The organism is Micromonospora echinofusca, from assembly GCF_017614955.1.
GTDB classification, from domain to species: domain Bacteria; phylum Actinomycetota; class Actinomycetes; order Mycobacteriales; family Micromonosporaceae; genus Micromonospora; species Micromonospora echinofusca_A.
Map to the genome: position 1 here is coordinate 13015 of NZ_WVUH01000014.1, position 26798 is coordinate 39812.

At 68.5% G+C, this 26798-nt stretch carries 13 protein-coding genes; 2 read left to right on the top strand and 11 right to left on the bottom strand.

Annotated features, from left to right (window positions below; translation table 11 throughout):
* Nucleotides 1–5: 5 nt before the first annotated feature.
* The 4 genes from GSF22_RS03640 to GSF22_RS03655 are packed head-to-tail and all read right to left on the bottom strand — an operon-like array spanning nucleotide 6 to nucleotide 16034.
* Entirely contained in the window at nucleotides 6–2147 is a 2142-nt protein-coding gene (locus tag GSF22_RS03640) for a UvrD-helicase domain-containing protein (RefSeq protein ID WP_208811286.1), read from the bottom strand.
* Nucleotides 2147–8485, bottom strand: a complete 6339-nt coding sequence (locus GSF22_RS03645) for a DEAD/DEAH box helicase (protein WP_208811287.1) — start codon at nucleotides 8483–8485, stop codon at nucleotides 2147–2149. The genes GSF22_RS03640 and GSF22_RS03645 overlap by 1 nt, the downstream gene beginning before the upstream one ends.
* Entirely contained in the window at nucleotides 8482–13182 is a 4701-nt protein-coding gene (locus tag GSF22_RS03650) for an Eco57I restriction-modification methylase domain-containing protein (protein WP_208811288.1), read from the bottom strand. The genes GSF22_RS03645 and GSF22_RS03650 overlap by 4 nt, the downstream gene beginning before the upstream one ends.
* The gene (locus GSF22_RS03655; protein ID WP_307803695.1) at nucleotides 13179–16034 is read right to left on the bottom strand and encodes a helicase-related protein; all 2856 of its coding nucleotides are present in this window, start codon (nucleotides 16032–16034) and stop codon (nucleotides 13179–13181) included. Before GSF22_RS03655 ends, GSF22_RS03650 begins: the two co-directional genes overlap by 4 nt.
* 186 nt (nucleotides 16035–16220) lie before the next feature.
* Here GSF22_RS03655 and GSF22_RS03660 point away from each other — a divergent pair, with 186 nt between their 5' ends.
* On the top strand, nucleotides 16221–16637 hold the full coding sequence (locus tag GSF22_RS03660; protein WP_307803697.1) for a very short patch repair endonuclease: 417 nt from the start codon (nucleotides 16221–16223) through the stop codon (nucleotides 16635–16637).
* Here GSF22_RS03660 and GSF22_RS03665 read toward each other — a convergent pair.
* Genes GSF22_RS03665 through GSF22_RS03675 form a run of 3 tightly spaced genes read right to left on the bottom strand, consistent with a single transcriptional unit; the run spans nucleotide 16624 to nucleotide 23058 of the window.
* Nucleotides 16624–18369, bottom strand: coding sequence for a hypothetical protein (locus tag GSF22_RS03665; protein ID WP_208811291.1), 1746 nt, complete (start codon nucleotides 18367–18369; stop codon nucleotides 16624–16626). The two genes, GSF22_RS03660 and GSF22_RS03665, sit on opposite strands and share 14 nt — an antisense overlap.
* Before the next feature lie 10 nt (nucleotides 18370–18379).
* Entirely contained in the window at nucleotides 18380–21442 is a 3063-nt protein-coding gene (locus tag GSF22_RS03670; protein ID WP_208811292.1) for a helicase-related protein, read from the bottom strand.
* Nucleotides 21439–23058: a sigma-70 family RNA polymerase sigma factor gene (locus tag GSF22_RS03675; RefSeq protein ID WP_208811293.1), complete on the bottom strand. Its 1620-nt coding sequence runs from the start codon at nucleotides 23056–23058 to the stop codon at nucleotides 21439–21441. Before GSF22_RS03675 ends, GSF22_RS03670 begins: the two co-directional genes overlap by 4 nt.
* A gap of 302 nt (nucleotides 23059–23360) precedes the next feature.
* Here GSF22_RS03675 and GSF22_RS03680 point away from each other — a divergent pair, with 302 nt between their 5' ends.
* Nucleotides 23361–24503 carry a DNA cytosine methyltransferase gene (locus GSF22_RS03680; RefSeq protein WP_208811294.1) on the top strand — a complete coding sequence of 381 codons (1143 nt, stop codon included), beginning with the start codon at nucleotides 23361–23363 and terminating at the stop codon, nucleotides 24501–24503.
* 381 nt (nucleotides 24504–24884) lie between these two features.
* Here GSF22_RS03680 and GSF22_RS03685 read toward each other — a convergent pair whose 3' ends face one another.
* The 4 genes from GSF22_RS03685 to GSF22_RS03700 all read right to left on the bottom strand — a co-directional run.
* A complete protein-coding gene (locus GSF22_RS03685; RefSeq protein WP_208811295.1) occupies nucleotides 24885–25409 on the bottom strand; it encodes a hypothetical protein in 525 nt (174 codons plus the stop codon).
* Between the two features lie 18 nt (nucleotides 25410–25427).
* Entirely contained in the window at nucleotides 25428–25580 is a 153-nt protein-coding gene (locus tag GSF22_RS03690) for a hypothetical protein (protein WP_208811296.1), read from the bottom strand.
* A gap of 297 nt (nucleotides 25581–25877) precedes the next feature.
* Nucleotides 25878–26411, bottom strand: a complete 534-nt coding sequence (locus GSF22_RS03695; protein ID WP_307803698.1) for a DUF4240 domain-containing protein — start codon at nucleotides 26409–26411, stop codon at nucleotides 25878–25880.
* 181 nt (nucleotides 26412–26592) lie between these two features.
* A partial coding sequence (locus GSF22_RS03700) for a zinc ribbon domain-containing protein (protein WP_208811298.1) occupies nucleotides 26593–26798 on the bottom strand: 206 nt, incomplete at its 5' end.

A 26798-nucleotide genomic window follows, 5' to 3' on the forward strand; every position in this document is an offset into this window, starting at 1 on the left:
GACAGTCAGCTTCGCTGCACCACCACCAGTTGGTCACGTGCCCGAGTCGCTGCGACGTAGGTCAACGATCGGCTCCGCAGTTCCGTGTCCGCCCGCTCGGAGGGATCCAGCATGGCGAGGCGTTCCATCTCGGCCGCCGATGGTTTGCCTGTGGCCAGTACGACCTTGGGGAACTCGGTGCCCTTGGCGCGGTGCATCGTGAGTACCGGCACCCGGTCTGCCGGGGGGCGGTCACGGTCCACAGCGCGCGCGTCGATGCCGGCGTCGGTGAGGGCGGTGACGACTCGGTCACGGTGGTATCGGTCGGGGACCAGGACGGCGACGTTCTCCAGCGGGTCTCCCGCGTCGATCCAGGCGCGCACGTGACGGACGATAGTGGCCACTTCTTCGGCGAGGGTGTCGACGATCTCGATGACGGGTAGCGGGCCGGTGCGGGCCGAGCGGTAGCCGGTGTCTTCCGGCTCGTCCTGCAGGTCGACGTACTGGCCGCCTGCGAGGATCGTCATGGCGTAGTGCAGGTTCTGCGCCGTGGTCCGGTAGTTCAGGGTCAGCCGTTGGGAGCGGCCGACGATGGCGACGCCGTGTCGTCCGAGTACGACGCGGGTGCCGTAGATCCGTTGGTGGGAGTCATCGGCGATGAACAGGTCGTCGGGGTGCTCGCCGACGGCGGCCCTGAGCAGGAGCCAGTGGGTGGGTGATAGGTCCTGTCCTTCGTCGACGAGCACGTGATCGGCGGGGTGGGCGTCGGCTGCTGTCAGATGCGCTGCGGCGACGGCGGCGGCCTCGGTGAAGTCGAGGCTGCCGTCTGCCCGGCAGCGTGCCCGGTACGCCTCGACGAGTGCCCACACGGCTCGGCGTCTGGCGCGGTCGAGGGCGACGCCTCGCCCTGGTCGGCGCACCCGCAGGTAGCCGGCCTCGTCGTGCACCTTGTTGGGCAGGACGACGTGGGCGTACTCGGAGGCGAGGAACGTCTCGTTGGCGATTTCGGGCGGCAGCATGGTGCCTGTCGACTCGACGACTTCCCGCCAGCGAGTCGGTGCGGTGCGGGTCAGGGGTGTCGATCGCTCTTCGCCGAGGACCTCTCGCATGGCGGGGGCGAGGCCGCGACCAGCGGTCCGCAGCACTGCGGAGGCGAGCGCGTCCACGCCGGTCACGTAGACGCCTGGTACGCCGAGGTTCTTGGTCTGGGGTATGCGCGGATCGAGTTGGGTGAGGTTGTCGCCGAGGGCTTCGGCGAGGTTGGTGGTGAAGGTGGTGAGGACGATCCGGGCGTCGGGGTCGCGGCGGGCCAGTGCGCGGGTCCGGTGGACGAGCACGACGGTCTTGCCGGTGCCGGCTCCGCCGGAGAGCCGGAATGGGCCGCTGTACGAGCGGTCGACGTAGCGGCGCTGTTCCGGGTGCAGGAAGATGCGCCAGGCGCCGAAGTCGCCGCCCTCGATGACGCGACGTAGTTCTTCCTGGTCGTCGATGAACGCGTACTGCAGCGCGGCGGCCGGCCGTTTGAGGGACTGCAGCACGTCCGCGTCGTCGTTGCCGGACGAGGACGCCTTTTCCAGTTGCATGCGCTGGACGATCGCGTCGATGCTGTCCCCTGCTGCCAGGTCGACCAGGATGGTGCCGATCCAGCCCTCGTGGTGTTGCGCGAGGTCGAGGATGGCGTCCTCGTTCGCGGCGGTCAGGGCGTGGGTGACGACGTCTTCGGGGAGTCCCAGTCGCTCGACGAGGTCGGTGCGTTCGTGGCCGAGCCGGGCGAACAGCGGTTCCACACGCCTCGCGGTCGTCTTGACGGCCGCAGGGGCCGGTGCCGGAGTGCGGGCCGGCTGGATCTCTTCGATCTGGGGCAGGCCGTTGATCGGGTTGACCTTCAGGCATACGCGTCGCGCGATGGCGATGGCGTCGTCGTGCGGCCAGATGCCGTGGATGACGTAGTGGGTCTCGCCGTCGCCGTCGAGGCGGAACATGACAGCTCGCCAGAACTCATCGACCCGTCCGGTGCGCACCCGCGGGTCGGCGCTGTGCTGGATGGGTTCGATGTGCAGGCCCGGGGTCGTGTCGTCGACCCCGAGCTTCTGCAGGAAGGTCATCGCCTTGCCGCGGACCGAGCCGTCGATCTTGCTGGCGAGCTTTCCCATGATGATGGTCGGCATCAGTGTCCTTCGTCCGTGTCGACGGCGGCGTGGGCCAGTGCGGCGACGACCTTGGCTGGTGTGGGCTCCACCAGGTGCCAGCCGTGGCGGGCCAGGTCGGCGCGGTCCTCGGGTGGCATGTGCGGGAAGGCCACGGCGATGCGCAGCGTAGGCCAGCAGATGTCGAGCGGGATGCCGTCCGGGCCTTCGGCTCCGATGGTGGGTGGTGTGACGCCGTGGTCGGCGAGGGCGGCGACGAGTTCCTTTTCGGCCTGGGAGAAGGCTGCCTCGTACAGGTCTGCCCAGGCACCCATCGGCCGCAGTGGCTCGGTGGTGTCCGGTTTGCCGGCGATCGGCTCGACGAGGCTGGTCGTCGTCACGTCGGTCGGCCAGTCGCGCGGGCCGAGCGCGTTCGCGAGCCGCAGCCAGGCACGCCAGGAGGCGGCGTGTTTCTCGTCGAGCATCTCGCTCCGGTCGTCGAGTACGACCGCGACCTCGACGACGGCGGTGGACCGCATCTCGACGACAGCCGCGAGGGAACCGTTGCGATGCAGGTGGACGCGACGCTCGCCGGTAGGCGACTGCTCCCCGAGCAAAACCGCCCGGCCCACCTGGGCCAGGGAGACGTCCGAGGGGATCTGCAGTGGTTGCGCCCCGGTGGACAGGAACATCGGTACGGCGCGTGCCGCGGCCCGCACCCCGGTCGGGTTCGGCTCGCGAACCCAGCCGACCAACCAGTCGACGAGCCCTCGGCCCAGGGCCTTGTAGGCCTCCGGGGGTGCCTGGAATCCGGGCACGTTCATCAGGCTGCCGGCCAGGGTGGCGTTCCACCACGGTGGCGGCACGTGGGTGCCGGTCTCGGCGGCGGCGATGTCGGCGCTGGTGAGGGCGACCACCAGCATGCCCAGGTCACGCAGGTGGGCGCGCTTGACGGCGTCGTCGGCGAGCCGGTTCACGGCGGCGGTGGCGTGGTAGGCGCGGCCGTCGGTGAAGATCGCGACGTCGGGCACGGTCGTGTCGTTGGCCTTGAGCAGGAAGTCCGGCCGCGAGCCGGCGACGTTCACCTGCGGTGTCAGCGTCCAGTGCCGGGGCGTGCCGGGCAGAGTGAACCGGGCGACGTTGCCGACCGGTGACGGTGTCTCGGTGACCGCCGCGCCAGACCGGCGCAGTCGACCGAGGAACACCCGGTGGAAGGCGCGCTCCAGGTGGGACTCTGGTTCGTCGTGCGGGGCCACCTTGGTCACCGTCCAGGTCGTGTCCTCGGCCGTCTGCTCGTCGGGCGCCAATCCGAGCAGGGTGCGCAGATGCCGTTCGGCCGAGGCCCGCGAAACCCGGCGGATCACTCCCGGTGGGGTGAACGGTAGCAGGCAGCGATGGCAGGCGAGGCGCTCCTCGACGCGGCATGCGCAGTCCCGTACCCGGTTCCAGGCAAGGATCAGCAGCTGACGGAAGTCGTCCGAGTCGGCGATGCCGGCCAGATAACCGGTACCGCCGGCGACGGTGTCGTGCAGCAGGATCGCGTCGTGGTTGTCGCTGCCGTCGGACAGCGTCGGATCGACGACCTGCTCGACCCGGATGTGGTCGGGGTGGCCACCCATCTGCTCGCGCAGGCCCAGCAGCAGCGCCGCGGACAGGCTCGGGACGGCGAAGTCGTCGCCGAGGCTGACCGTGTGGGGCAACCGGACAAGCAGCCCTTGGGTGCGCAACGTCCGGGACAGGGCCACGGTGCTGGTCACCTCGGTCGACGAGGTACGGTGCGGGCACCAGGGTCGGTGCTCGTGGGGACGGTTGCGGCCCGTCTCGGTGTCGCGTTTTCCGCAGCCGGAGCAGACCCGGAACAGCGTTCCCTGCCGCTCTGCTCCCGAGATGGTCCGGGTCGGACCGTGCCCGGCAGGCCCGAGATTGAGCCAGCGGATGTCGACCGAGCGCAGGTACGTGCAGCCCAGCCCGACCCCCTCGGCGAACCATCGCCCCATCATGTTTTCCGGGTCCACGTCGACGGTCGCCACGATCTGGAACGCCACGCGGCCGCGCTCGTCACGCCGGTCCGAGATCGCCACCTCGTCGCGGCGCAACTCGGCCGAGACCCGGGTCAGCTCCACCACGTCGAGACGCTGTCCGGTGTCGTGGATGCCACGGCTGCCGCAGCGAGGACAGGAGACCGGGGTGACTTCTCTGCCGGCCAGGGCCAGGTCGGCGGCGTACCCGCAGTCCGGGCAGAACGCCCACGTTCGGATCGACGCGCCGTCCAGACCGAGATCCACGGCGTCGATCTCGATCTCCCAGCCCCGGGCGTAGAACGTCGCCCCGGGTGCGAACTCGCGCAGGGCGTTCGCCGAGCCACGCTGGAACTGCGCACTGTCGTACCGGTACCCGTCGTCGTCCGGGTCGATCCACGACAGGCCGACGTCCAGGGTGACGGTGTCGTCGAGCAGGGTGTAGTTGGGCAGCAGCCCGTACTCCTCCAGGACACCGATCCAGTAGCTGCTGCGCAGATGGGCCAGCTGGCCGGTGGTCAACTGCCGGGTCGCCTGCGCAGACCGCAGCGCCTGCCGGTCGTCCTCGGTCACCGCAGGCGACTGCGCCCGGGCCTCCAGATCGGGAAGCAGCTCGGTGATCTTCGCCCGGCGCTGTTCGAGAATCGCGACCGTTTGCTGCCAGCGCTCGCTCGCCTCCCGGACGCGCCGGGCGAATCCGCTGCTACGCGGGCCGGCCTTCGGCACCAGCCAGTCCCGCAGTCCGTCCACCACCTCGCCGGGTAGGTCGGTGAACGTGGCGACGAACCGGGTCAGGTCCTGCTCCCAGGACTGCTCGGCGCGCGACACCAGATCGCCGAGGAAGGTGCCCGGCGCGTAGGACCCGATCGCGCCTGCCGCCCGGCTCGGGTGCCGACAGCCCTGCTCGCGGGCCGACGCGTCGATCAGGTACGCGGTGTACTGGCGGCGCAGGATCTCCTCGGCCGCCAGATAGGTCGCCGGTGGTCGCACCTCACCGTCGATGACCGACAGTGGGTCGCCGAGCTTCGGCAGATGTTCACCGCGACCGGTGACGAACGCCAGGTCGAAGGCGTTGCCGGTGAGGCGCCCGGCCCGGCCGACCCGTTGAAGGTAGGAGGCGACGGTGCGGGGCAGCGAGGCGAGGAACACCGCCGACAGGTCACCGATGTCGATGCCCATCTCCAGGGTGGGCGTGGCGACCAGCACGTTCGGCGCCTGCGGACTGGTCGCCGCTCCCCGGAATCCGTCCTCGTACGCCAGGCGTGTCTGGTCGTCGAGCAGGCTGGTGTGTTCCCGGGCGACGACGCGCCGCATGTCCGGGGAGGCGTAGAGACGGCGGTAGAAGTTGTCCGACAGTGGCGTGGGCTGCAGCCGTCCACGGCATCGCACGTTCAGGCAGGGCGCCCCGGAGAGCTGGGCGACGGTGGCGACACCGCTGGGCGTGCTGCCCCGGCAGGTGTCGCAGACCAGCAGGTGTCGCCCGGCGGCCAGGTCGGCCTCGTCGGTCGGGGCCACCACCACCCCGGCGGCGGGCAGGGCGTAGACGGTGGCCCCGGACTGGCTGGTCGTCGTGGTGAGCACGCCGTCGCGGGCGAGCCGGTCGAACAGCAGCCGGGCGAGCCGGCCCCCGTCGAGGGGTGAGACGTCGAGCACCCGCGACGTCCAGCGGGCGTACCAGGACTGGGACGAGGTCACCGGGTCGAGATGGGAGTAGTTGGTAGGCCCCGGTGAGCCACCGACCTTCGGGTACGCCGGTCGCGGTCGGTCGCGGGGGAACGCCGGCATGCCGTCGCTGCGGCGCCGACCGCCCCAGATCGACCAGTCACGGCCGTCCTCGGCGCGATACTGGTCGAACCACGGATGCTCGATCGCCCCCTGGGCCCGCATCCGGTCCAGCACACCGCGCACCCACTGCACCAGGACGTCGTCACCGATGCCGGCCGACCCCAGACGCTCCTGCCAGGCGGTGCCGTTCAGGGCTGCCCGGGCCAGTCCCGCGATACGTGCGGGCAGGCCCGCCTCGATCTCGACCGCGACGGAACCGGTCAGCTCCAGCGTACGGCCGGTGCGTGAGTTCAACCCGAACTCCAGGGCGGCATCCAGGGCGAGCCGTTTGCGCACTCGGGAATGCACCGGCGTCGGCACGGCCCGCTGCCGCGGCGCCTGCCAGAACGGCGCGAACGACTCCCGGTCGGCGCAGTCCGGCGCCAGGATCCGATACCGCCGGACCGGGTCGTCACCCGCCTTCGCCAGCACCTCCCCCACCAGCCGGTCGAGGGTCAACGCCCCCTCCGCGACCGCCTCGTGCAACACCGAGCGCAGCGTCAGCGTGTGCGACCGGGCCTGCACGAAACCGGCCCGATGCGCGGCGTCCTGCACCGAGTCGGTGAAGACCAGGGCTTTCTTCTCCTCCGACGCCAGCTTCGGCGCCCCGAACAGGGTGGACAGCGACACCGACAGCAGCGTGGCGATCGCGCTGCCCAGGAACCGGATGCCGTCCTCCTGCCCGCACGACGGGCAGGTGTCCTTGCGGCTGAGCTCGTCGGCGGCGTCCCCGACGTTCGTCAGCACCGGCAGGACCCAACCGTCCCGCAGATCTGGATCGTCGAGGTCGACCCTGCCCCGCAACTCCCGGCTGCGTACCGCGAACCACACCAGCCCCTCGACCGGCGACTCGTCGTCGGACCGGACGACGACGGCCTCGCCGGGCGCGTACAGCAACGGCCGGAACCGGCCCTCCCGGACGGCGTGCTGTCGGCGGATGCTCTCGTCGTCCGGGGCCAGGCTGTCACCCACCGGGGCGAGCCCGACACCCCACCCGGAGCGCCCACAGTGCCGGCAGAAGATCGCCGGGAACGACGGGCGGGCCTCCTCGGCCTCGTCGTCGGCGACCACCGGCCCGTCGTCGCTCCACCGGAACCGGGCCGTGGCCGCCGCAGCCCGATCGATGCGGGTCAGCTCCCGCACCCACAGATGCACGTCAACCGACAACGCATCACGGCCGACGACCTTGCGCACGTGACCGAGCATCGCCAAGATCTGCGACAGCAACGCCTCGATCTGCTCCGACTCGCCCTGCGGACCGAACACCCGCAGGGCGAGGTCGCCGAGCGCGACGGCCTGACCGGCCGTCCGCGCCATCTCGATCACGAGCGGATGCGCCCGGCACAACGCCGACATCAACTCCGGCGCCGCACCGGCGAGCTCGTCGCTGGTCACCCCGTAGAGCAGACCGAGCACGGCGTACGCGGCTTCCGCGCCGGAGGCGTCCACGCTCACCTCGGGCAGCGGCCGAAGCCCCGTAGCGCGCAGCTGGTTGACGCTCTTCGGCGTGAAACCCGCCGCCGCAACCGCCTCGGCGGCACCGTCCACCCACTCCGCAAGGCTGCGCCGCGTCTCGGTGACCACCGACGTGGAGTCGAACCGTTCCCCGAAGACGGTGTGGGCGAACTCCCGCATCACCGACGGGTCACCCTTGTCGCCCAACGTCGCGGACGTCGCGACCGGTGTCATCAGACCCAACGGCCGGGACCGAGCCGCAGCGTCGATCAGCGGGTCGTCGTCACGCCAGTGGCTCTTGAGCGCCAGCCCGAGCCGGCGCAGCAGCATCGCCACGTCCGTGCCCTGCGCACCGTCGTAGGTGTGGAACTCGTCCAACACCAGGTAGCGCAGGCTCGTCGCCGACTGCCGCCACAACTCCTGGTCCTCCGACCGCAGCAGCAACTGGTCGAGCATCTTGTAGTTGGTGAGCAGCAGGTCCGGGGCGCTGTCCCGGATCGCCGTCCGGTCCGTGACAAGCCCATCCGGAGTGACCACGGTGCGGGTGGCAACCTCCTGCCCGGTGTAGAGCGCGGCCGTCACCCCGGCCAACGCAGGCTGCGTGGTGAGCAGCCTGGTCAACCGCGCCGCCTGGTCGTTGGCGAGCGCGTTCATCGGATACAGGATCAGCGCCTTCGTGCCGGTCACCCCCTCGCGGCGGGCCCGGATCACATGGTCGAGGATCGGATGCAGGAACGCCTCGGTCTTGCCCGAACCCGTACCGGTCGTGACCAGCGTCGGCAACGGCCGGCGAGGTTCGCCACCGACCGCCGACGCCAACCGGGCGAACGCCGCCGCCTGGTGACCGTAGGGCGGAAAACCCTCGTACCACTCCAGGCTGCCCCGCCACCCCTCGTCAGCAGGCCGGAACGGCAACCGTAGCCGCACGTACGGGCCCTTGAACATGCCGGTGTCCGGATCGGACAAAAACTGGTCCAGGCCGTCGCGGGCGTCCCCGTCGGTGAGCCCGAAAGTCGTCGTCAGGTAGTCGACCAGTCCCTGCCGGATCCGGGCTGCCTGGAAGGTGGGCAGCAGCTCGGTCACGAACGCTCCCGTAACCGCTGCTCGAAGACGGCGTACGCCTGCCGCATGTCCGCCTCCCGATCCAGGGTGACGAACGGCAGCTCGTAGGTGTAGGTGTAGCCGGCCTGGTTGGTGGCGGTCCGCTCCTCTGCGGTGATCCGGTCGCCCTTCTTGCGCCACGCCGTGAGCACCGAATTCGGCACCAGCCGACCGTTGGTGTCGTAGAAGTAGACGTTACGGTCGTAGCCGCGCAACACGGCGAACTGGGTGCGATAGATCGAGCACAGCTCGTCGGCGGTCAACCCGAGCATCAACGCCACCAGCGCATCGATCTCGACCAGCGCCTGGCGCCGGTCGGCAGCGATCCGCAACGGCGTGTCGGGAGTCCACTCCGGGCTAACCTGCCCCAGCGGCGCCCACCGCCGGTGGGCGAACCCGCCTGTCCAGGTGTCCTCGCCGAAGTCGTCCTGACAACCCTCCCGCCACAGGTCTGAATACGCGCTGGTAACGCAGTTGAGGCGCAAGGAACGCAGAATGATCTCTTCAACCAGAAGATGATCGGAGTTGATCGACAGTCGTCCGATGGTGCCGAAGAGGATCTCGGACTTCGGCGCGCTACGAACGGAGTAGTCGGACACGATCGACGAGAGAAAGCCGCAAACGAGTGCCAGGCGGGCGAGACTATAGTCCGAAAGAGCCAGCGTGTGAACCGGATGAACGTGGGCGGCACCGGGCGGGATGATGGCCGGGATCAAAGTCCGTTCGCCTTGGTTGGCGGCCATGCGGCGCCAGGCGATGCGGTAGTGGTCGCGGGCGGGGTCGGGATGGTCTTCGTCGCCCCAGTCGGTGTAGGCACAGTCGTAGTCATAGCGGTCACCAATGGGCTGATAGGCGGTGGCCGGGATCGCGTCGGCCGGCAGCTGCTCGAAGTCCGTCGCGGACCAGTCCTGGTTGTTGCGCATGGTCGGGTTCGGGTTCTTGTAGAGGGGCGTCGCCACGAACAGGTGAGGCCCTTGCAGGATCACGTCGTCCCAGGACGCCGGCACCGCCCACTCCGACTCGAAATAGCCCTTGCGTCGATCGGTTGTCTCGTTCCAGCCCTGCGAGAACCGGAGCCCGAGGGTGCTCATACGCTTGGCAAGCGACAGTTTCCTCAGCACGACAGCCGTAGATTGGTTCACCGCGTAAACCATCCGGGTCTGTCGGATCGGAACCTCGTCGTTTTCCATGGTCGCATGCCAGGCATGCAGCGTTTCGTCGGTGACGCGAGTGATCCGCGACCCGTGTGGACGTATGTCCCAGTTGCCGTCGTCGTCCTTCAGACCTGGCTCGGGTCCGGAGCTGTCGTGAACAAGCGAACGGACCGCCGCATCGGGGTGATAAAGCCAACTCGCTTGGGTAAACGCAGGTGCATTACGCCGAGATCCGTGCACCGTGATGCCGTAGTGCTTATGGTCTTCGATTTCAAAGAGCCTGAGTTCGTTGACGAAGTGCCAATGGCGCCGCAGGCGGAGATACAACTCTGAGCGGAGCAGCCCCGCCTTCTCATCGGTGAAGTGCGAGTTCAGGTGGATCATGCCGATCAAGCCGCGCTTCGACCCGTGCCGCCACATCACCTCCATGAAGCACCGGTAGAGGTCGGGTCGCAGCCCGGCAAGATGCGGATATTGGGACGTGGCGCTGACAGCAGAACCGACACAGACCGTGTCCGCGATACCGTCGATGACGAATTCCGTCATGCCAGGCAGGGCGAGGGTGGTGGATCGCTTCTCGGTGATCTTTGCCTGGGTGGGCTTAAGCGCGAGCTGCCACCATGGGTCACCCTCGGCCAGCAGCGCTGCGACATCGACATCGGGCCGGACCCACGGCGGGTTGCCGACTTGCAGGTCGAAGCCGCCGCGTGCGAACACCGTGGCGAAGTCGAGGTTCCAGTGGAAGAAGCCCTGCCGTTGGGCGACCCGCTCGCAGACGACCAGCCATGGGTTCTTCTGGAGCACCTCGTCGATCGATTCGGCGCTGGCGAAGCCGAGCTCCATGCGTTCGGCCTCGTCCAATTCTTTCCAGCTCATTCCGGCACCGAAGCGCAGCTCGACCGGCTTGCGCTTGTGCACGTCCGGGTTGCGGCCCAACAGTGCCTGAAGGCCGGTGATCCACTGGGCGGCCGTCGGCGGCTCGACCACAGTGCCGTTCACGGTGGCGAGATGATCGGTGAGGGGCCAGAACCACAGCGCGGTCCAGGCGTCCATCGCTCGCCGTAGCCGTCGGTAGGCGCCATTCTGGTCGGCGAGTGCCTTCTCGATCTGCTCGCGGGTCACCGCCCCGCCGACTGGCAGCTCACCCGCTCCCCATACGGGGATCGACCGGCGGATCTGCGCTTCGGCGATGGTCAGCCGGCGGTAGGCGATCTGCCACAGTGCCTCGACACGGTGCGCGAGTTCCGCGTACGCATCGATCTGGGTCTTGGTGGGTTTGTTCCGGGTGCCGGTGCGCCATCTCTTGAGCTTCTTGGCGGCGTCAGGGGCGAGGGCGGCAGCCTCTTTCGCGTCGGCGGCGGAGCCCCAGCCGTCGGCGGGCAGCAGGAAGTGGTGGATGCCGTCGGTGGCGATGCGCCCGGCGTCGATGTCCTCGAGCAGCGAGGTCAGCGGCACCTCCTGCGGTACGGCGCCCAGCCACGACTTGTCGGCGACCTGGCTGCGGCGGTAGACGGCGCGACGTGCTCCGATCAGCGAGTTGCCGCGGCGCAGGTGCAGGCCGAACCACGGCGCGGACAGGCCCTCGACCATGGTGTCGAGCCACAGGGAGATCTCGGCGAGTTCGACGGCGGTCTCGTTGAGGTCGACGCCGTAGACGTTGTGCAGGGCTAGGTATGCCTTGACCTCCTGCAAGCGTTTCGGGTACTCCTCCGGGGCGATGCGCTGTTCGAGCTCCCTCTGGCGGCGTTTGAGGTACTGGTCGGCGAGCTGGCGGACCGCTTCGATGGCGAAGGCGCCGGAGCCCAGGGCCGGCTCGCAGATCGTCATCTGCAGGATCTGTTCGGCGGGGGTGTCGTCGGTGAGCAGTTCCTCCAGGGCTTGGCCGACGGTGAAGCGGGTCAGCACCTCGGGGGTGTAGTAGGAGGCCGACTGCTGGCGTTCCCGTCCGGCGAGGCGGAACACGAACGAGCCCTGCGCGTGCAGTACGGGGCGGGACTCGCCGGTCACCGGGTCGGTGGTCTTGACGAAGTCGGTGGCGGCGATGTCGTCGGCCCGGTCGACCGGGACGACCCATGATCCCTTCGCGCTGTCGCCGTTCTTGGCGACCTCGTAGAGGTCGGTGTCGGCGAAGAAGCCGGTGTAGGACATCAGGCCCTCGTAGACCGCGCCGAGCTGGTTGATGCCGAGTTCGGCGTACGAGATGAAGCCCCGGTCCTTGCCGCGCTGCTCCTTGCTGAGCAGCAGGTGCGCCAGCACCTGCTGGACAGCGGCGTTACCCAAGCCGACCTCGTCGATGTGCGCGGTGGCTTCGGGGCGGAACAGGTCGGCGCGCAGCGGGTTGAAGGTCAAGCCTGGCGTGTTCGTCGTTTCGTCGTCGCCGGTGGCGGCCGGTGGGTGGCCCTGGTCGACGAGGCGGAACAGGACACCGAGGGACTCGTAGAGGTGGGTGCCGGCTCGGGCGCGGGGGGTGGCCAGTTCGACCTGGACCATTTCGCGGAGGCGGTCGAGGCTGTAGCCCTGGTCGTATTCGGGGGCGCCGACGGGTAGCACGCCCAGTTCGGGGGAGGCTTCGGCGTAGAGCAGGAACAGGATCCGGTAGAGGAAGCGCAGCGACTGTCGGGCCAGTGGCTGGGCCTCGGACTTCGGCAGCGGCGGCAGTCCTCGGGCGCGGCGACGGGCGACGACCTCGTTGGCGACGATCTCGATGGACAGGCGCACGCCGTCGCGGAGGTCCTGGGAGACACCGACGGTGTGTTTGACCGATGCCTCCAGCACGCCGTGCCACCACAGCTTGCCGTCGGCGTCCGGGGCGACCGACTCGGCGCACAGGCAGGTCAGCGCCCGGTCGATCTCGCCGCCCTTCTTGGTGTCGTTGCGTTCGCAGACCAGCTGCACGTCCACGGCGAGGTAGCGGCCCTCGGCCCAGCGTTCGCGTTCGGCGAGCAGCGCCCAGCGGCCGGCCAGCACCAGTGCCAGTTCGGGGGCGTCGTCGGCGACGAAGAGGGCGGACAGCAGTCGGGCGACGCTCTTGATCTCCTCGCCGCCCTCGGTCAGCTGGACCGCTTCGCCGAGCGTGACCGCGTCGCGTGCGAGAAGTTCCTCGACGGTGGCCACGGGCAGGGCGGCGAGCACGACCAGTGGTGCGGGTCCGGTGACGCCGATCGCTGACACGCGGGTGACCGGTCCTGTCTCGGTGCTGACCAGGCTGGGCGTGTCGAGGCCGAGGATGGTGCGCATCGTCGTGACCACGCGGGCGGGCACACCGTGGGCTGCCCGGCTGTCGGTCTGCTCGGTGGCGGCGGCTGGGTCGAGCAGCTCGGACAGGGTGGCCAGGTCGGTTTCCAGGTCCTTGCGGGCCGCGAGGAACCGGGACCGTGGTGTCGGCCGCTTCTCTGCGTCTTCGGCGTCCCAGGTGGCGCGCCGTTCCAGGACCTTGGCGCGGAAGGACTCCTTGGTGGCCTCGGTGGTGAAGTAGTGCTCGGAGATCCAGCCTTCGCCGACGAGGATCGCGTCCGACGCGCTCACTTGCTCTGCCCTTCCGTGTCGGGTACGACCACCAGTAGCGGGCGTACCAGCTGCCGCGCTGGTGCCATCGATTCGGCCAGTTCACGTTCTTCGTCGATGCGGGCCCGGCTGGCCTGGACGTCGCTGCGCCGGATGAGGACGTTCGCTCCTTCGTCCCATGTGTCGAGCTTGCGGCGCCAGGTCTCGACCCGTTGCTGGGCGTCGCGGCTGGCCGCCTCGAAGACGTTCTTCTCCAGGTAGGCCGCTGCCTGGTGCACTGCGGGCGCGACTAAGGGTTGGAGGTGGTCGGTCGCGGGCACGGCGCCGGGGTTGGCTCGGGGGGTGGTGAAGCCCAGTTCCTGCAATGCGGCCCGGACCGAGTCGTGCGGGGTGATCAGGACGAACGAAGGGGTCTCGGGGTCGGGGAACTGCGCGGTCAGCCACGCCGTGGAGACCACCTGCCCCCGCTTGTTCGTGAGGGTGCCGACCAGCAGCACCGTCGGGTCGTCCACCGTGCCACGCACGGCGAAGACCTCGTTGCGGCCCAGGGCGGCCAGGGCGCGGTCGGCGGCCCAGTCGAGGACCGGGTGCAGCGGGCTCAGGTAGTGCGCGTCGGGCCAGGTCGTGCCGCTGTGGTCGCGTAGCGCGGCGGCGAGCCGTTCCTGACCGCGGGCCGTGGTCGTGGCGAGTACCAGGCGTTCGGTGACCTTGCGTTCGGCGAGGTAGCTCTGCGGCAGCACGTCGAGGCGTTGCACCAGGTCGGGCGGTGGGGTGAGTTCGGCGGTGCCGAACGCCTCGTCGCGGCGCCAGCCGACGCCGCCGCGTGCCGGCGGTGCGGTCGGGTCGACGAACGCCTCCCGCAGGGCTTCCTCCAGGTAGGAGACCTCGTCGTCGTAGAGGCCCGAGCCGGCGTCGCCGGGTTCCGTCGCCGTCTGCGGAGCGACGGGCTCGGTGGCTGCCTGCCCAGGGGCGTCGAAGAGTTGGGCGAAGAGTGCGGCGAGGTCGTTGCCGGCGGCGACCTCGGCGACCGGTCGGATGACGTCGTCGAGCTGCTTGGTGCCGGCGAGCACGGAGCGGATCTCGTTCTCCTCGCCCTTGACGTCGTAGCGTCCCATCAGCGAGGCGACGTCGCCCAGGGCGGTGTGCGCCTCGTTCTCCTTGTCGATCAGCTTGGCGAGCACGCGTACGTCTCCGGCGAACCGCTCGCTGTTCGGGTCGAGTAGCAGGGCGGTGATGCGGGGCGGGTGTTTCTGGCCGTAACGGTCGATACGGCCGTTGCGCTGCTCGATCCGGATCAGGCTCCACGGGATGTCGTAGTGGATCAGCTGGTGGCACTGGGCGTGCAGGTTGACGCCCTCGGAGGCGACGTCGCCGGTGACCAGCACGCGGACGGGCGCCTGCTCCTGTTTGAAGCGTTCGACGACGCCCTGCTGCTCGTCGTCGGTGAGGCCACCGTGCATCAGCTCGACGGCGTTCGCCGGCAGGCCGAGGTCCTTCGGCAGGCTGCGGTGCAGCCAGCGCAGCGTCTCCAGCCGCTCGGCGAAGACCACGACCCGGGTGGGTGAGCCGGGGCCGACACCGATCTCCTTCAGGTAGGCCACCAGTCGGGTGTACTTGGCCGACGGCTGTCTCATGGTCTGCTCGTTGAGCTGCCGCAGGTGGCGCAGCGCCCGTAGCTCGATCTGCGCCCGGTCGGCCGGCACCGCCCTGTCCTTGGCGACGCGATCGATGCGCCCGTCGATGGTTTCCTGCAACGCGGCCGGTGAGGACAGGAACGCCTTCGCCAGCGTCCACGGGAAGAACGCTGCGCGCGGGCCCGAGTACGGGCTGGCGCCGTTGTCGGGCCACAGCCAGGTGTGCTCGAGTTCGTGGGCGACCGCGTTCTCCGCCGGGGTGGCCGGTACGAGCACGTTGTGCGGCTCCTGCCGCTCGGCCCAGTCGGCGCCGACGGCGTTCGCGACCTCGGGGCTGTGCCGGTGGCGGCGGACGACGAGCCTGCGGACCTCTTCCCGGTCCAGGACGCCGCTGGGTGGCACGGCCGACGGGTCGAGCAGGCGCACGAGTTCGGCGAAGGACTCCGCCTTGCCGTTGTGGGGGGTGGCCGAGGCCAGGATCAGGGCCTCGGCGTTACGGGCCAGCAGCCGGGCGAGCCGGTTGTTGAGGGTGGCGGCGTTCGACAGGTTGTGCGACTCGTCGATGACCACCGCGTCCCACCGCTGTCTGCGTAGGCTGGCCACGTATCGGTCGGACTTGAGCGTGTCGATCGAGATGATCGCCCGGCGGTAGTAGGTGAACGGGTTGCGGGTCGCCGGCAGCTTCTGTCGGACCCGCTGGATACCGGCGGTGTCGAGCCGCACGAACGGCAACGCGAAGCGGGTCCACAGCTCGTGCTGCATCTGTTCGAGCACGTGACGTGGGGTCACCACGAGGATGCGGTCACCACGGCCGCGGCGTACCAGCTCGGACAGGATCATGCCGATCTCGAGGGTCTTGCCGAGACCGACGGCGTCGGCGAGCAGGATCCGGGGGCGCAGGTTCGTCGGGTCCAACGCCTTGCGTACCGCCGACTGCTGGTAGCTCAGCGTGTCCGCGAGCCCTCTGGTCGCCGCCGACAGTGAGCGCTCCCCGAGGGGTACGGCGGTCTTGCGGAGCGTCGATTCCAGCCACAGCCGCGCCGTGCGGTATCGCGGGCTGGCGTCGGCCACCACGCGGGCCTTCGCGGGGTCGGACACGACCACCTGGTCGAGCTGGGTGTAGAACGAGGCGGTGGTGTCGCGGACGAGTTCACCGAGCCCTTGCACGTGGACCAGGGTGCCGTCGGGTGTCTCCTCGGTCGCGCGGACGAGCCATTCCTCGTCGCGGACCACGACCACCGATCCTGGTGCGAACGTACCGTGGACGTCGGGTTTGGTTGCCGGCACAGGCGCATGCTCCGTCTTCGAGAACGTCACGAAAGCGACGCCGAGTACGAGTCGGGTCGCTACCCGACGGAAGCCTATACGTGCACGATCCTTCACAATCTCCATAGATGGGTCAAGAGAATGGTCCGAACGTCCACTGTGCCCGAACCGCTCGACGCCGCGACGTCGGCTCGTCTACGCCGGCAACCCCGCAGCTCCACCAAGCCGGAACTGGCACTCCGCCGTGAACTGCACCGCCGGGGTCTGCGGTTCCGGGTCAACCATCCGGGCCTGCCCGGTCGGCCCGACCTGGCGTTCACCCGCGCCAAGGTCGCGGTCTTCGTCGACGGTTGCTTCTGGCACCGCTGCCCGCAGCACGGAACCACACCCCGCAACAACCGCGAATGGTGGCAGGCCAAGCTCGACCGCAACGTCGCCCGTGATCGGGCCAAGGACGCCGCTCTCGTCGAGCTGGGCTGGGTCGTGCTGCACGTGTGGGAACACGAAGCCACCGACGCCGCCGCCGACCGCGTCCAGGCCGAATGGCGGCGCCGGGTGACGACTATCGGACGCTGACCGTGGTACGCAGGTAGCCGCCCCTACCGAACAACACCCTCCGGTCGAGGAACCGGTTGAAGAACCGACACGACGGCTCACCGAGGTGTACGCAGGCACTGCAGGCGCCACTGCCGATACTGCACCCCGGGTCCAGCGGGCACCGGTGCTCGGCATCGACGAACGCGGCCAGCAACTCGTCCAGATTCGACTCGAAGACCGCCTGCATGCCACCGAGCACGAAATCGCCACGGGCGGCGGCGTACACGAAGAAGCCGAGATGGTCGGGCACCAGGTATTCGCTGAGGGCGTCGCGCTCGATACCAGCGAAGACCGCCGTCTGCCGAATGAACCGATGCGCGTAGGTGTGAATCAACTTGAGCACGTCCGTGCCGACCGACTCGACCGTGGGATCGTCACGCTTGGTGGGCACGACCGCCGACTCCAGGATCGCGACCCGCGCCGCGACCGGATCGGTCGACTCCGAAACCCAGCCAGGCAGCCGGTGATCTCGGCCGGACAACCACGTCGCCACGCGTACCGGGTCGAGACGGATCAGGAAGGCCTCGGTCTCCGCCAGGTTGCCGTAGAGGCGGTAGCCGCCGCGCTTGCGCCTGAACGGCACCAGCCGGCACTTCGACGGATCGTCCTCGCCCCGGGTGTAGCCGTACATGGCGTTGAGCACCGGGAACTTGTCGACGAGGTCGAGCCCGTCGATGCCGGCCCGACGCAGGGCAGGCGGATAGTCCTCCCGGTACCGCCGCTCCAGGGGATCGCCCGGCTCCGGCGCGCGCAGGCTCGTCGTCGGCGTACGGCTTTCCGCCAGCGCCATCGCGATGTCCACCGCCGCCCGCTCAGCTACCTCGCGGCGCAGCGGCGAAAGCCGGTCGACAGGGTGGTCACCGGCCCCGGCCAGCTGACCCCCTGCCTCAGCCAGGTTCGCCATCTGCTCCGCAATGTCCGGAGCCAAGCCGCTGGAGATCAGCTGATCGACGAGTTCCTTGCGGGTCTGCTTCGCGGCCACGTCTGCAGGGCGGGCGGCGGCAAGGCCCTCGACCACCCAGACGAGGGCCTTGCGGGAGCCACCGGCGAGCTTCAGGTTCTCCCGGTGTTCCGGGCGCGGCGGGTTGATCAGTACCATGCCGCGCGGCACGTAGACCATGCGGGCCTTGTGCACGTTCCACCGCACGGTGCCGTCGCCACACCCGCACTTCCGTCCGTAACCGAGTCCCTGCATCGTCTCGGTGCGGCAGGTCGGGCAGACGAACCGAATGTCCGCAGCCTTGGCGCTCTTGGGGATGACCACCTGCACGTCGTCGTGCTGGGGGCAGCGCCTGATCCAAGGCTCGGTGATGGCTCCGCACTCGTGTACGCCGACGAAGTGCAGCTGTCCCCAGGAACGTTTGCCACACTTGCAGCGGGCGCTCTCCGACTTCCCGATGCGCTTGCAGGCGCGACACAACCAGACCTGCGGGTATCGCTCTACCGTGACGCCGCGCCGCTCGTCGAGTTCAACGACCTCCACCGGCACCTTGCGCAGCAGATCCCCGCCCATGCCGCTGTCCTTGTCGTTGGCACTCCACGCACCGATCTCGTTCAGCAGGCTCCGGCGCACCAGGTCGGAGTCGACCTCGATCGGGCTCGGTGCCGACCACTCCTCGACCCGGTAAATGTCACCGCGCAGGTCGACCGTCTGCTCGGGCAGGAAGGTCCGCAGGATCTGGCTGCCACTGCGGGATCCCAGCTTTGTCATGTCGTCCCCCTCAGTCGTGGATCGGGGCTTGCGCCTCGACGTCGCGCAGGCTCCTCATCGGGAATGGTTCGCTGATCTCGCTGATGAACCGGGCCTTGCTGGCCGGGTCCTCGAGATCGGCGAACCACTGCCGGACCCATTCGACGATCTGCTGCTGGTGCAGGGAGTCCTCCGGCCCGTCGAGCCCAAGGATCGCCGCCACGACCGCCGCTTCGTCGGCCGGGTTCAATCCGGAATCGCGGGCGTGCTGGCGAAGCATCGCCGGTGTGCTCAACCGCTGCTTGCTGGCCGGTTCGATGAGCATCAGGACCCGCGCCGTCACGACTCCGGGCATCGTGAGGGCCAACACGCGTCGGCTGCGGCGGGTGATCGGGATGGCGTCGACGAACCGGTCGCCCTGGCTCACATACTTGTCGAAGTGGCGGAACGTCTGGGCGTCACGCTCCCGGCCGATCTTGTGCAGGACGTACACCAGGCCCGGGTACCGACGACCGACGCGGGCCGTGGTCTGGATGAACTCGGCCGTGGTCAGCGGCAGACCCAGCATGACCATCGTGTTGAGCCGGTCGACGTCAACGCCGTGAGACAGCATCGAGCTGGCGGCGATCACATGGATGCGGTCCTCGAACTTCTCTTCTGGTTTCTCCAGCCGTTCCAGGATGTCGCGTACCTCGTCGAAGTCGGTCTGACCGGTCAGCTGCTCGACGTTGATGCCGTCGACGGTGTTGTTGCTGCCGAGGCTCCGGCCGGCGGCCTCCACGTCGTAGAGAGTCGAGCCGTAGACGACGTCGGTGCCGTAGATGCTGACGAGCTTCTCGGCGTGCCTCGGGTCGATTCCGGCTTCCGCGCAGACGGTCGCCGGATCGTTCAGCATCTCCCGGACGCATCGCTGCAGGGCGTCCAACGTCCGGTCGCTGACGTGTTCCAGGGTCACGCCGCGGGGGGCGACGGCCACGAAGCGCCGCAACTTGGTGTCCTCCGGAACGGTCCAGAAGGACTCACCGGCTCGAGGGCCCGGCTGAGGGAAGACGCGGCCTCTGCGCCGATACAGGGTCTTGACCTGGTGGTCGTACCCGGTCAGGGTCGCGCTGCTGGCGACGATCTTGGCGCGGGTGCCGCAGAGTTTGGCCTGGAGGTGGTCCAGCAGGCTCTCGTAGTGCGAGTCGACCGCGCCGAGGCTGTCGCGCAGCAGGTGCAGCTCGTCCTGCAGACGCAGCGACGGACCGAAACGCTCCTCGGCCATGGGTAGCGACCTGAGGGTGCCCTGACAGTCGGGAACGAGGCAACCGTTGGGTGACTTTTTCCGGGTCGAGTAGGTGAAGCCGTGCCACTCCTCAGAGCAGATCTTCTGCGGCGGGCCGACAAGACCCCGCATGGCCTGCTGCAGGCCGATCGATGCCGCCTTGTCGAGCGTGCCGACGACCACCGTCGGCAGGAAGCGGAACACCTCCTGGTCGACGACGTAGACCGGTAGTGCCCCCCGCTTCCAGGGACAGGCCTGGTTGGTGCAGTGGTGCTCCAGTTTCCACCGCTTCCGGTCGAACTTCATGGTCAAGCGTTCGTCCCGGCAGAACGGGCAGCGCAGTAGAACGCGATACTTTTCCGGCATTCCCGGGCTGTCCGGCCCGATCTCGTCGCCCTCCGGCTTGGGAACGATCTTGTTCGGGGTGCCCGCCTGACCGACGAGGAAGCCGAGGCTGAACGGGGCAGTCCCCCGAAGCTCCTCCTGCTCCCGGCGGACCAGCTCCGCGCCGGCGAGCGCGTCGGCGAAACGCTGCGTCTGCTGCAGACTCAGCAGCCGCAGGGGGAAGCGCGACCATGCGGTCACGCCCGTACGCTTCCCGGTCAGCCGGTCGAAGAACGCCGCAGTCAGCAGCAGACCCAGATACGTCTCGGTCTTGCCGCCACCGGTGGCGAACCACACGGTGTCGACGTGATCGGCCTCCTCCGCCGGCTCGGCGAGGAACCGGATGGCAGACAGCAAGAAGCCCACCTGGAACGCGCGCCACGTGTGGTAGTTACGTCCCTTCGCGCTCAGCCCGATTGCCTCGTTCATGAACTGGAACGAACGCCGAATCTCCGGACGCGTCCGAACCAACTCCAGACCTGCGCGCAGCCGAGCAAGTTCGGCGAAGACCTCCGCGGCCGACCGGTCCGCTTCGGTGCGCATCGCGTCGGTCCAGCCGTCGGCGGCGTGGCGTGCGTTCAACGCGGTCGCCGACCAGTGCTTCTGGTCGTACTCGTCGAGCGCGTCCACCAGGTCGGTGAGGACCGGGACCGGATCTGCGGCGAGCCGCGCGAAGGAAAGATCCGGCTGGGAACGGTCGCTGTTCCAGTACTCCGGCCGGAAGGTCTGCACACTCACGGTGTCGTTGGTACGGAACACCCCGGGTGCCACCACCTCGACACCCACGTTGATGCCGTAGGCCGGCACCTTCCGGTCGTAGCGGAAGCTGTCTGGCAGGGCCTCCAACTGAAACGGGTCGGTGGCGAGACCCGACACCTCCACCTGCGTCTCGTAGAGATGGGAGTCGGTCAGCCCTGGAGCCCTTTCCGGGCTGGTGTTCACCAGTTGCACGACCAGCTCAGGATGCCGGTGCCAGTCCTCCACCTCGACGCGAAGCTCGGCGCTCAGGCCGGGTGCCCCGACCGCCGCGAACGCGTCCCGCAACTGCTTGGCGCCGAAGGTCCCCCCCGCGGTGTCGACCACGACCGGGATCTTCTCTTCCACCAGGCCGGTTCGCCACCAGCGCCGATCGGGGTCCGGGCCGTCCTTGGGGTCCTTTACCCAGGCCCGAGCCCGCACGGTCACCGTCATCGACCACGGCGACGTCTCGGCCGGACGGAACCGGATGCCGATCGCGCACGGGTCCAGCCGTTCCGACCGATCGTCGGTCGCGCCCTTACGGACCTCCTCCTCACAGGCGAGCCTGCCGAGCCAGAACGTTCCGGACGGCGCCACCTCCAGCCGATCCAGACCGTCGCCCCGGCCCGCTGCCACCACCCGACGGTCCAGCCAAGTGACGAACCGGTCACACGCCTCCGTCAGCGGCTGGCCTTCGCTGTCGCTCATTGCGCCTCCCCCTCAGTACTGCGAGGCGTGTCGGGCGCAGACCCCTCGGTCACGTACTCGCGTAAAGCCGCAACGTCTTCGTGCTCTTGAAGTGTCCTCAACGCCTTCGCCTGGATCTGCCGGATCCGCTCGCGGGTGACACCGTAGTCGACACCGATCTCGTCCAAGGTCTCCTGCACACCGGTGCCGAGGCCGAATCGGCGTCGGATCACGCACACCGCCCGCTCAGGCAGCACTTTCCGAAGGATGCGGTCGATGTCCGCGTGGAACATTGCGTGACCGACGATCTCCGCTGGGTCGGTACGCCCGTCGCGCTCCTGTTCGGCGGCCAGGACGTCAGACAGACGGAGGTCGCCCTCGTCGCCGAGGAGCATGTCGAGACTGGCCAGTGGGCGCATGTGATCCAACGTCGCCTGCACCCTGCCGGGCTCCATACCCGTCTCCTCGGCCAGCTCGGCCAAGGAGGGCTCCCGATCCAGCCGGTCGGTGAGTCTACGGGCCGCCTTGTCGACCCTTTGTATCTGATCTCGAAAGTGGACGGGGATGCGGATCGTGCGGCCATGGTTGGCGATGCCCCGGTCGATGTGCTGCCTTATCCACCAGGTCGCATAGGTGGAGAACTTGTATCCCTTGGAGCCGTCGAAGAGGTGGGCCGCGTGCATCAGACCGAGGTTGCCCTCTTGGATCCGATCGGCGAACTCGACACCGCCGCCGTTGAAACCGCTCGCCTTGGCGATCGACACAACGAGCCGCAGATTGGCGCACACCAACTCGGCGTGCGCGTTGTGGCCGTCCTCGACCCGGTCACGCAGCGACCGCCGCTCCTCGCGCGAAAGTTCGCCCCAGCCGGCGTCGAGCGTCCGCCGCGCGGCTTCGCCCTGCCTCATCAACGACCAGAGCTCCACCTCACGATCGGCGCCGATCAGCGGGTACCGGCCGATCTCTCGCAAGTACTGGCGGACCGAGTCCCCGTGCAGCTCGTAACCCTTGGTGGCAGAGCGCACCGGCCGCGCGTCGACGGATGCGGGCAGATCGACGCCAGCATCCTCCAACAGACTCAGCAGCTCACCGTGCTGGGCGGCGGAAAGGCCCCGTCGCGTCACGAGCAGGGCGACCTCGGCGCGTGTGAGCCGCCCACCCGTACGGGTCCAGTCACCGAACAGATCTTCGAACGCCCTTCCCACCGCCTTGTCCGAGGTCGGCGAGGCAGGCTGTTCGGGGGCATCGCCGAACATCCAATCGAGGTCGTCGTCGGTCGTCTCCTCGTCCGAAACCGCTGCGGTGTCCACCTCTTTCGCGACCGGGGTCCCGTGTGGATCGTCTTCCTCGACGCGATCTTCGGCTGCGATCGCACTGTCGGTTTCGGCCAGGGCGGACGACTGGCCTGGGGTACGGCTGGGCGGATCGGTCGACTGGCTCGTAGCTGGCGGCCGAGTCAGCATCACCAACAGGGTGTCGACGTCTTTGTGGGTGAGGTGGTGACGTGCGACGAAATCCGCCACCAAGGATTGCGCACGCTGCCTCTCGTTACGATCCAGAATCACCCGCAATTCGTCGGCGAGAGCTACCGAAACACGGGGGAAAGGCGGTGCCGAGGAGCTCGTGGCCGCCGTCATTGGTCCCTCCCCTCCATGGGGATCCGAGCGTAGAGCTGAAGTGCGACAAAAATGCACGACTAGAACAGATGTTCTAGTCGAGAGGTAGTGCGGCTACTCTTTTCGAAGTGGCCCACAGCGCTCGAGCGCTGCCCGAGATTCACTCGACACGTTAGCTCTTCCGCCGACCATCGAGCGAGCCCGAGGCGTCCCATTCCGCGACTCAGTCGATGATTCAGCCTCCCGTCGCCGGTGAGTGGGCCGAACGGGCAAGCGTCGACGCCGGTCGGCGTCGACGCCCGTCGACCAACTACAGTCCCAGCATGCCCCCGCGAGCCGTCAAGATCTCCGCAGTCGACCTCTTCTGTGGAGTGGGAGGCCTCTCCTACGGTTTGCAGGAAGCCGGCATCGAGGTCGTCGCAGGCGTCGACCTCGATGCCACATGCGACTACCCCTACCGAGCCAACGTCCACACGCCCTTCTACAAGAACGACGTGTGCGAGCTGGACGCCAAGCAACTGGCCGAACTGTGGCCCAAGGGGTCGGTTCGCATGCTGGCCGGCTGCGCACCCTGCCAGCCGTTCTCCTCCTACCGCCGAGGCGCCGACACGTCGCGGGAAGCCCAGTGGCCGCTGATCGACGAGGTCTGCCGCCTGGTCGAGGGCACGATGCCCGAGATCGTCACGATGGAAAACGTTCCTCGCATCGGAAGCACTCCGATCTTCGGCGCGTTCGTCGCCAAACTCAAGGAGCTCGGCTACTCGGTGCACTACGAGTCCTGCCACTGCCCAGCCTACGGCGTACCCCAACACCGGCGTCGCATGGTTCTCGTCGCCTCGCTCCTCGGCGAGATCCGCGTGCCGAAAGGCACGGTCGCACCGACCGACTACGTCACCGTCGAGCAAGCCATTCGTAGGCTCCCCCCGATAGGCCACGGGGATACCGACCCTGCCGACCGCCTGCACAAGAGCCGCACCTTGACGCCAGTCAACCTGGCGAGGATCAGGAACTCGAAGCCGGGTGGCACCTGGGAAGACTGGCCTACGGACCTTCGCGCCCTCTGCCACCGCAAGTCGTCCGGCTCCACATTCCGCAACGTCTACGCTCGCATGGTCTGGGACGAACCGTCACCCACCATCACGACGTTGTCCTACAACTACGGTGCCGGCCGATTCGGCCATCCCGAGCAGGACAGGGCGATCTCCCTACGCGAAGCGGCGATCCTTCAGAGCTTCCCGGACGACTACGAGTTCGTCGCCCCCGAGAAGCCCGTGCAGTTCTTGCCTCTTGGGCGACTCATCGGCAACGCCGTGCCACCGAAACTCGCCCAAGCGGTCGGTGAAGCGATCGTGGAGCACGTAGAGGCCACCAAGGCGCGGGTCACCAGAGTGCATCGACCAGCGGCCACGCCCCCTTCGTTGTTGAGTGCGCCAGACCCAACGACGTCAGCCAAAGTAGTCGCGTAGTTCTTCCGGCCGGTTCACGCGAGGTAGCTTCCGCGCATCGATCCGGTGGGGCCGTACTCGTGAGCCGATCAGACGCGGTTCCTGATTTCCGCTGCCTCAACCACGGATCGTGAAGGACAAATTTCTCGAAATGCGTATCTCGGGCTTGCTCGAGCGTAGGTCGTCGAGCTGATGGAGCCGAGCCCGGCCCGCAAGTCGTAACCCCGCTCCCGTGGGACACACGGCCGTGCGCCGACGATGACCACCCGGCCGCTGCCACCTCAAGCCACCTCCACAATGCACGAGGTACGACGAAGGCAGTCGGGCCAGGTCTATCCGCTCCTCCACCAGCGGAGTCTCGCAGGGCGACTACCACACCAACCACTCCCGACCGATCATCGGCTACGGGTGCACGGCGTAGCAGGTACGTCCCGGCTCGACCCAACGGGAGCACATCGCGCACCACAGAGCCGGTACTGTCTCGTGGGCTGTCGCCCCGAACACGACCGGGTTCGCGTCGGCAGCCTGCGTCGGGGTGCGCGTGAAGTAGCGGATGGTCCACTCGTCCCGGTCGTGGGGCCAGGCGCGAAGTTGGGCCTGGACGGCGACGCCGGCGTCCTCGTCCAGCCACCACAGCTCGGTCGGGCCGGTCGCTTCGGGTACACGTTGCGGTAGACGCCGCTCGTCTACCACAGGGGCGACGTCACGCGGCGTGTGGCAGGTGAAGGTCCGGTGGGACCAGCCGCTGACGGTCACGAGCAGGGCGTGGCGTTCCAGGCGCTGGTCGACGGAGCGGTCGATGACGCGGTACGGCCACGTGCCGGGTCCGATAGCGGTACGGCCGTCAGTAAGAACGTCGACACTCCAGGTCCAGTCGCCGTCGAAGATGCCGGTGAAGGCCAACCCCAGCGGACTGCGGTGAACCACCACGTCACCGTCGAGGCCCTATTCCATACCCTTGGCGCCGATGACCGGGTACCAGAGGCCTCCGTAGCGCTCCTCGAACCTGACCATCGCTTCGACCAGTTCGCGGGGCGCCGCCTCGATCCGGCTGTCGACGCGGAGAACAGCCGTCGAGCGGATGTCGGTAGTGGTCATGTGCCGCGTTCGGCGGGACCGCTGCGAGAGAACTGCCCGGGCACGTTCGGACAGGCTCGGGTCATCAAGAACGTATACCGGGCAACCTACCAGCGGCTCCCATCCGAAGCCCGCCCACAGCTACGGCCCGGAACCCGGCAAGGTATCCCTCTCAACTCGATTCCGGTTGGGGTGGCACCAAGATCTGATACATCCGACGCGCGATGGATGTGCCCGATCGAGCTGTCACCGATCGGTGCCGTACCCGCTCGCCGACACCGCTTGCGCGGTCACCGCTACAACGTCGGACGGGGACCGTCACCATCCGCCCGGATTGCGGCCCGATTCCCGTGAGATGCCCGAACCGGTGTCCGGGTAGTCGCCGAACCGCTCGTCATGCAGGTGGGCGAAGAAGTAGCACATCGTCTCGCACTCCGCGTCCATCACCGCCATCGCGGGGTCGGCGTGGACCGCGTCGTAGAACTCGCGGCCCGCCGCCACGATGAACCCGCGGCAGTACAGGAAGCCGTCGTCCGACCCATCGGTGTGCTCATGGACATCTCGCCGGTCGAGGTCGTACAGCTTCCGCTCGACCACCCGGTCAAGAACCGTCAACTCAGCGCTCGACAGGTCGGCACACAACCCTCGCAGCTGCGCCAGGAACCGATCCAGCCAGGCTTCGAGGGCGTACAGGTCACCGTTGTCATCGTCCGCTGCGGGATCACGCCCGAGCAGTGCCCGCCGAATTTGAGCCGGCTCCGGCCCGCACGCCGCCCACGCCGTCTCGATCAGCTTCCAGAACTGGGCCTCTTCGTCTGCGGTTGGCACCTGGCCCGCGCCGTTCGTCGTCACGGGCGGAGAGTATCGGCGCCCACCGACATCGGGATCCGCGGTCGACCGGCCGGCGATCGGCGTTGGGAGCTTCCAGTCACGCCGCCCTGTGTCCGCGTCCGTGCGGCATGATGGCGGTCGTGCACTCCGTCGAGCCCTACGTGACCGTCGCGGAGCCGACGTTCTTGACATCCTCTCCGCCCTAAGGGACGGAGATTCCCTCCACGCTGCGTGTGGAACATGCGGCGTCCGGGTGGGTTACCGCTTCGCCGCGCGGTGCGGGCACGAATGCTGGTCTTACCTGCGCTCCACGGTCGTTGAAGTCCGCCTGTCCGGCGGCCTTGATGTTCTTCGCGGCGTTGACGTCCCGGTCGTGGTGGCTGCCGCACGGGCAGTCCCACGCTCGGA

What these genes read in the sequence shown, in the direction of transcription:
- GSF22_RS03640 (WP_208811286.1), bottom strand. Translation starts at nt 2,147, where the DNA reads ATGCCGACCATCATCATGGGAAAGCTCGCCAGCAAGATCGACGGCTCG.
- GSF22_RS03665 (WP_208811291.1), bottom strand. Translation starts at nt 18,369, where the DNA reads ATGACAAAGCTGGGATCCCGCAGTGGCAGCCAGATCCTGCGGACCTTC.
- GSF22_RS03670 (WP_208811292.1), bottom strand. Translation starts at nt 21,442, where the DNA reads ATGAGCGACAGCGAAGGCCAGCCGCTGACGGAGGCGTGTGACCGGTTC.
- GSF22_RS03675 (WP_208811293.1), bottom strand. Translation starts at nt 23,058, where the DNA reads ATGACGGCGGCCACGAGCTCCTCGGCACCGCCTTTCCCCCGTGTTTCG.
- GSF22_RS03680 (WP_208811294.1), top strand. Translation starts at nt 23,361, where the DNA reads ATGCCCCCGCGAGCCGTCAAGATCTCCGCAGTCGACCTCTTCTGTGGA.
- GSF22_RS03690 (WP_208811296.1), bottom strand. Translation starts at nt 25,580, where the DNA reads ATGACCACTACCGACATCCGCTCGACGGCTGTTCTCCGCGTCGACAGC.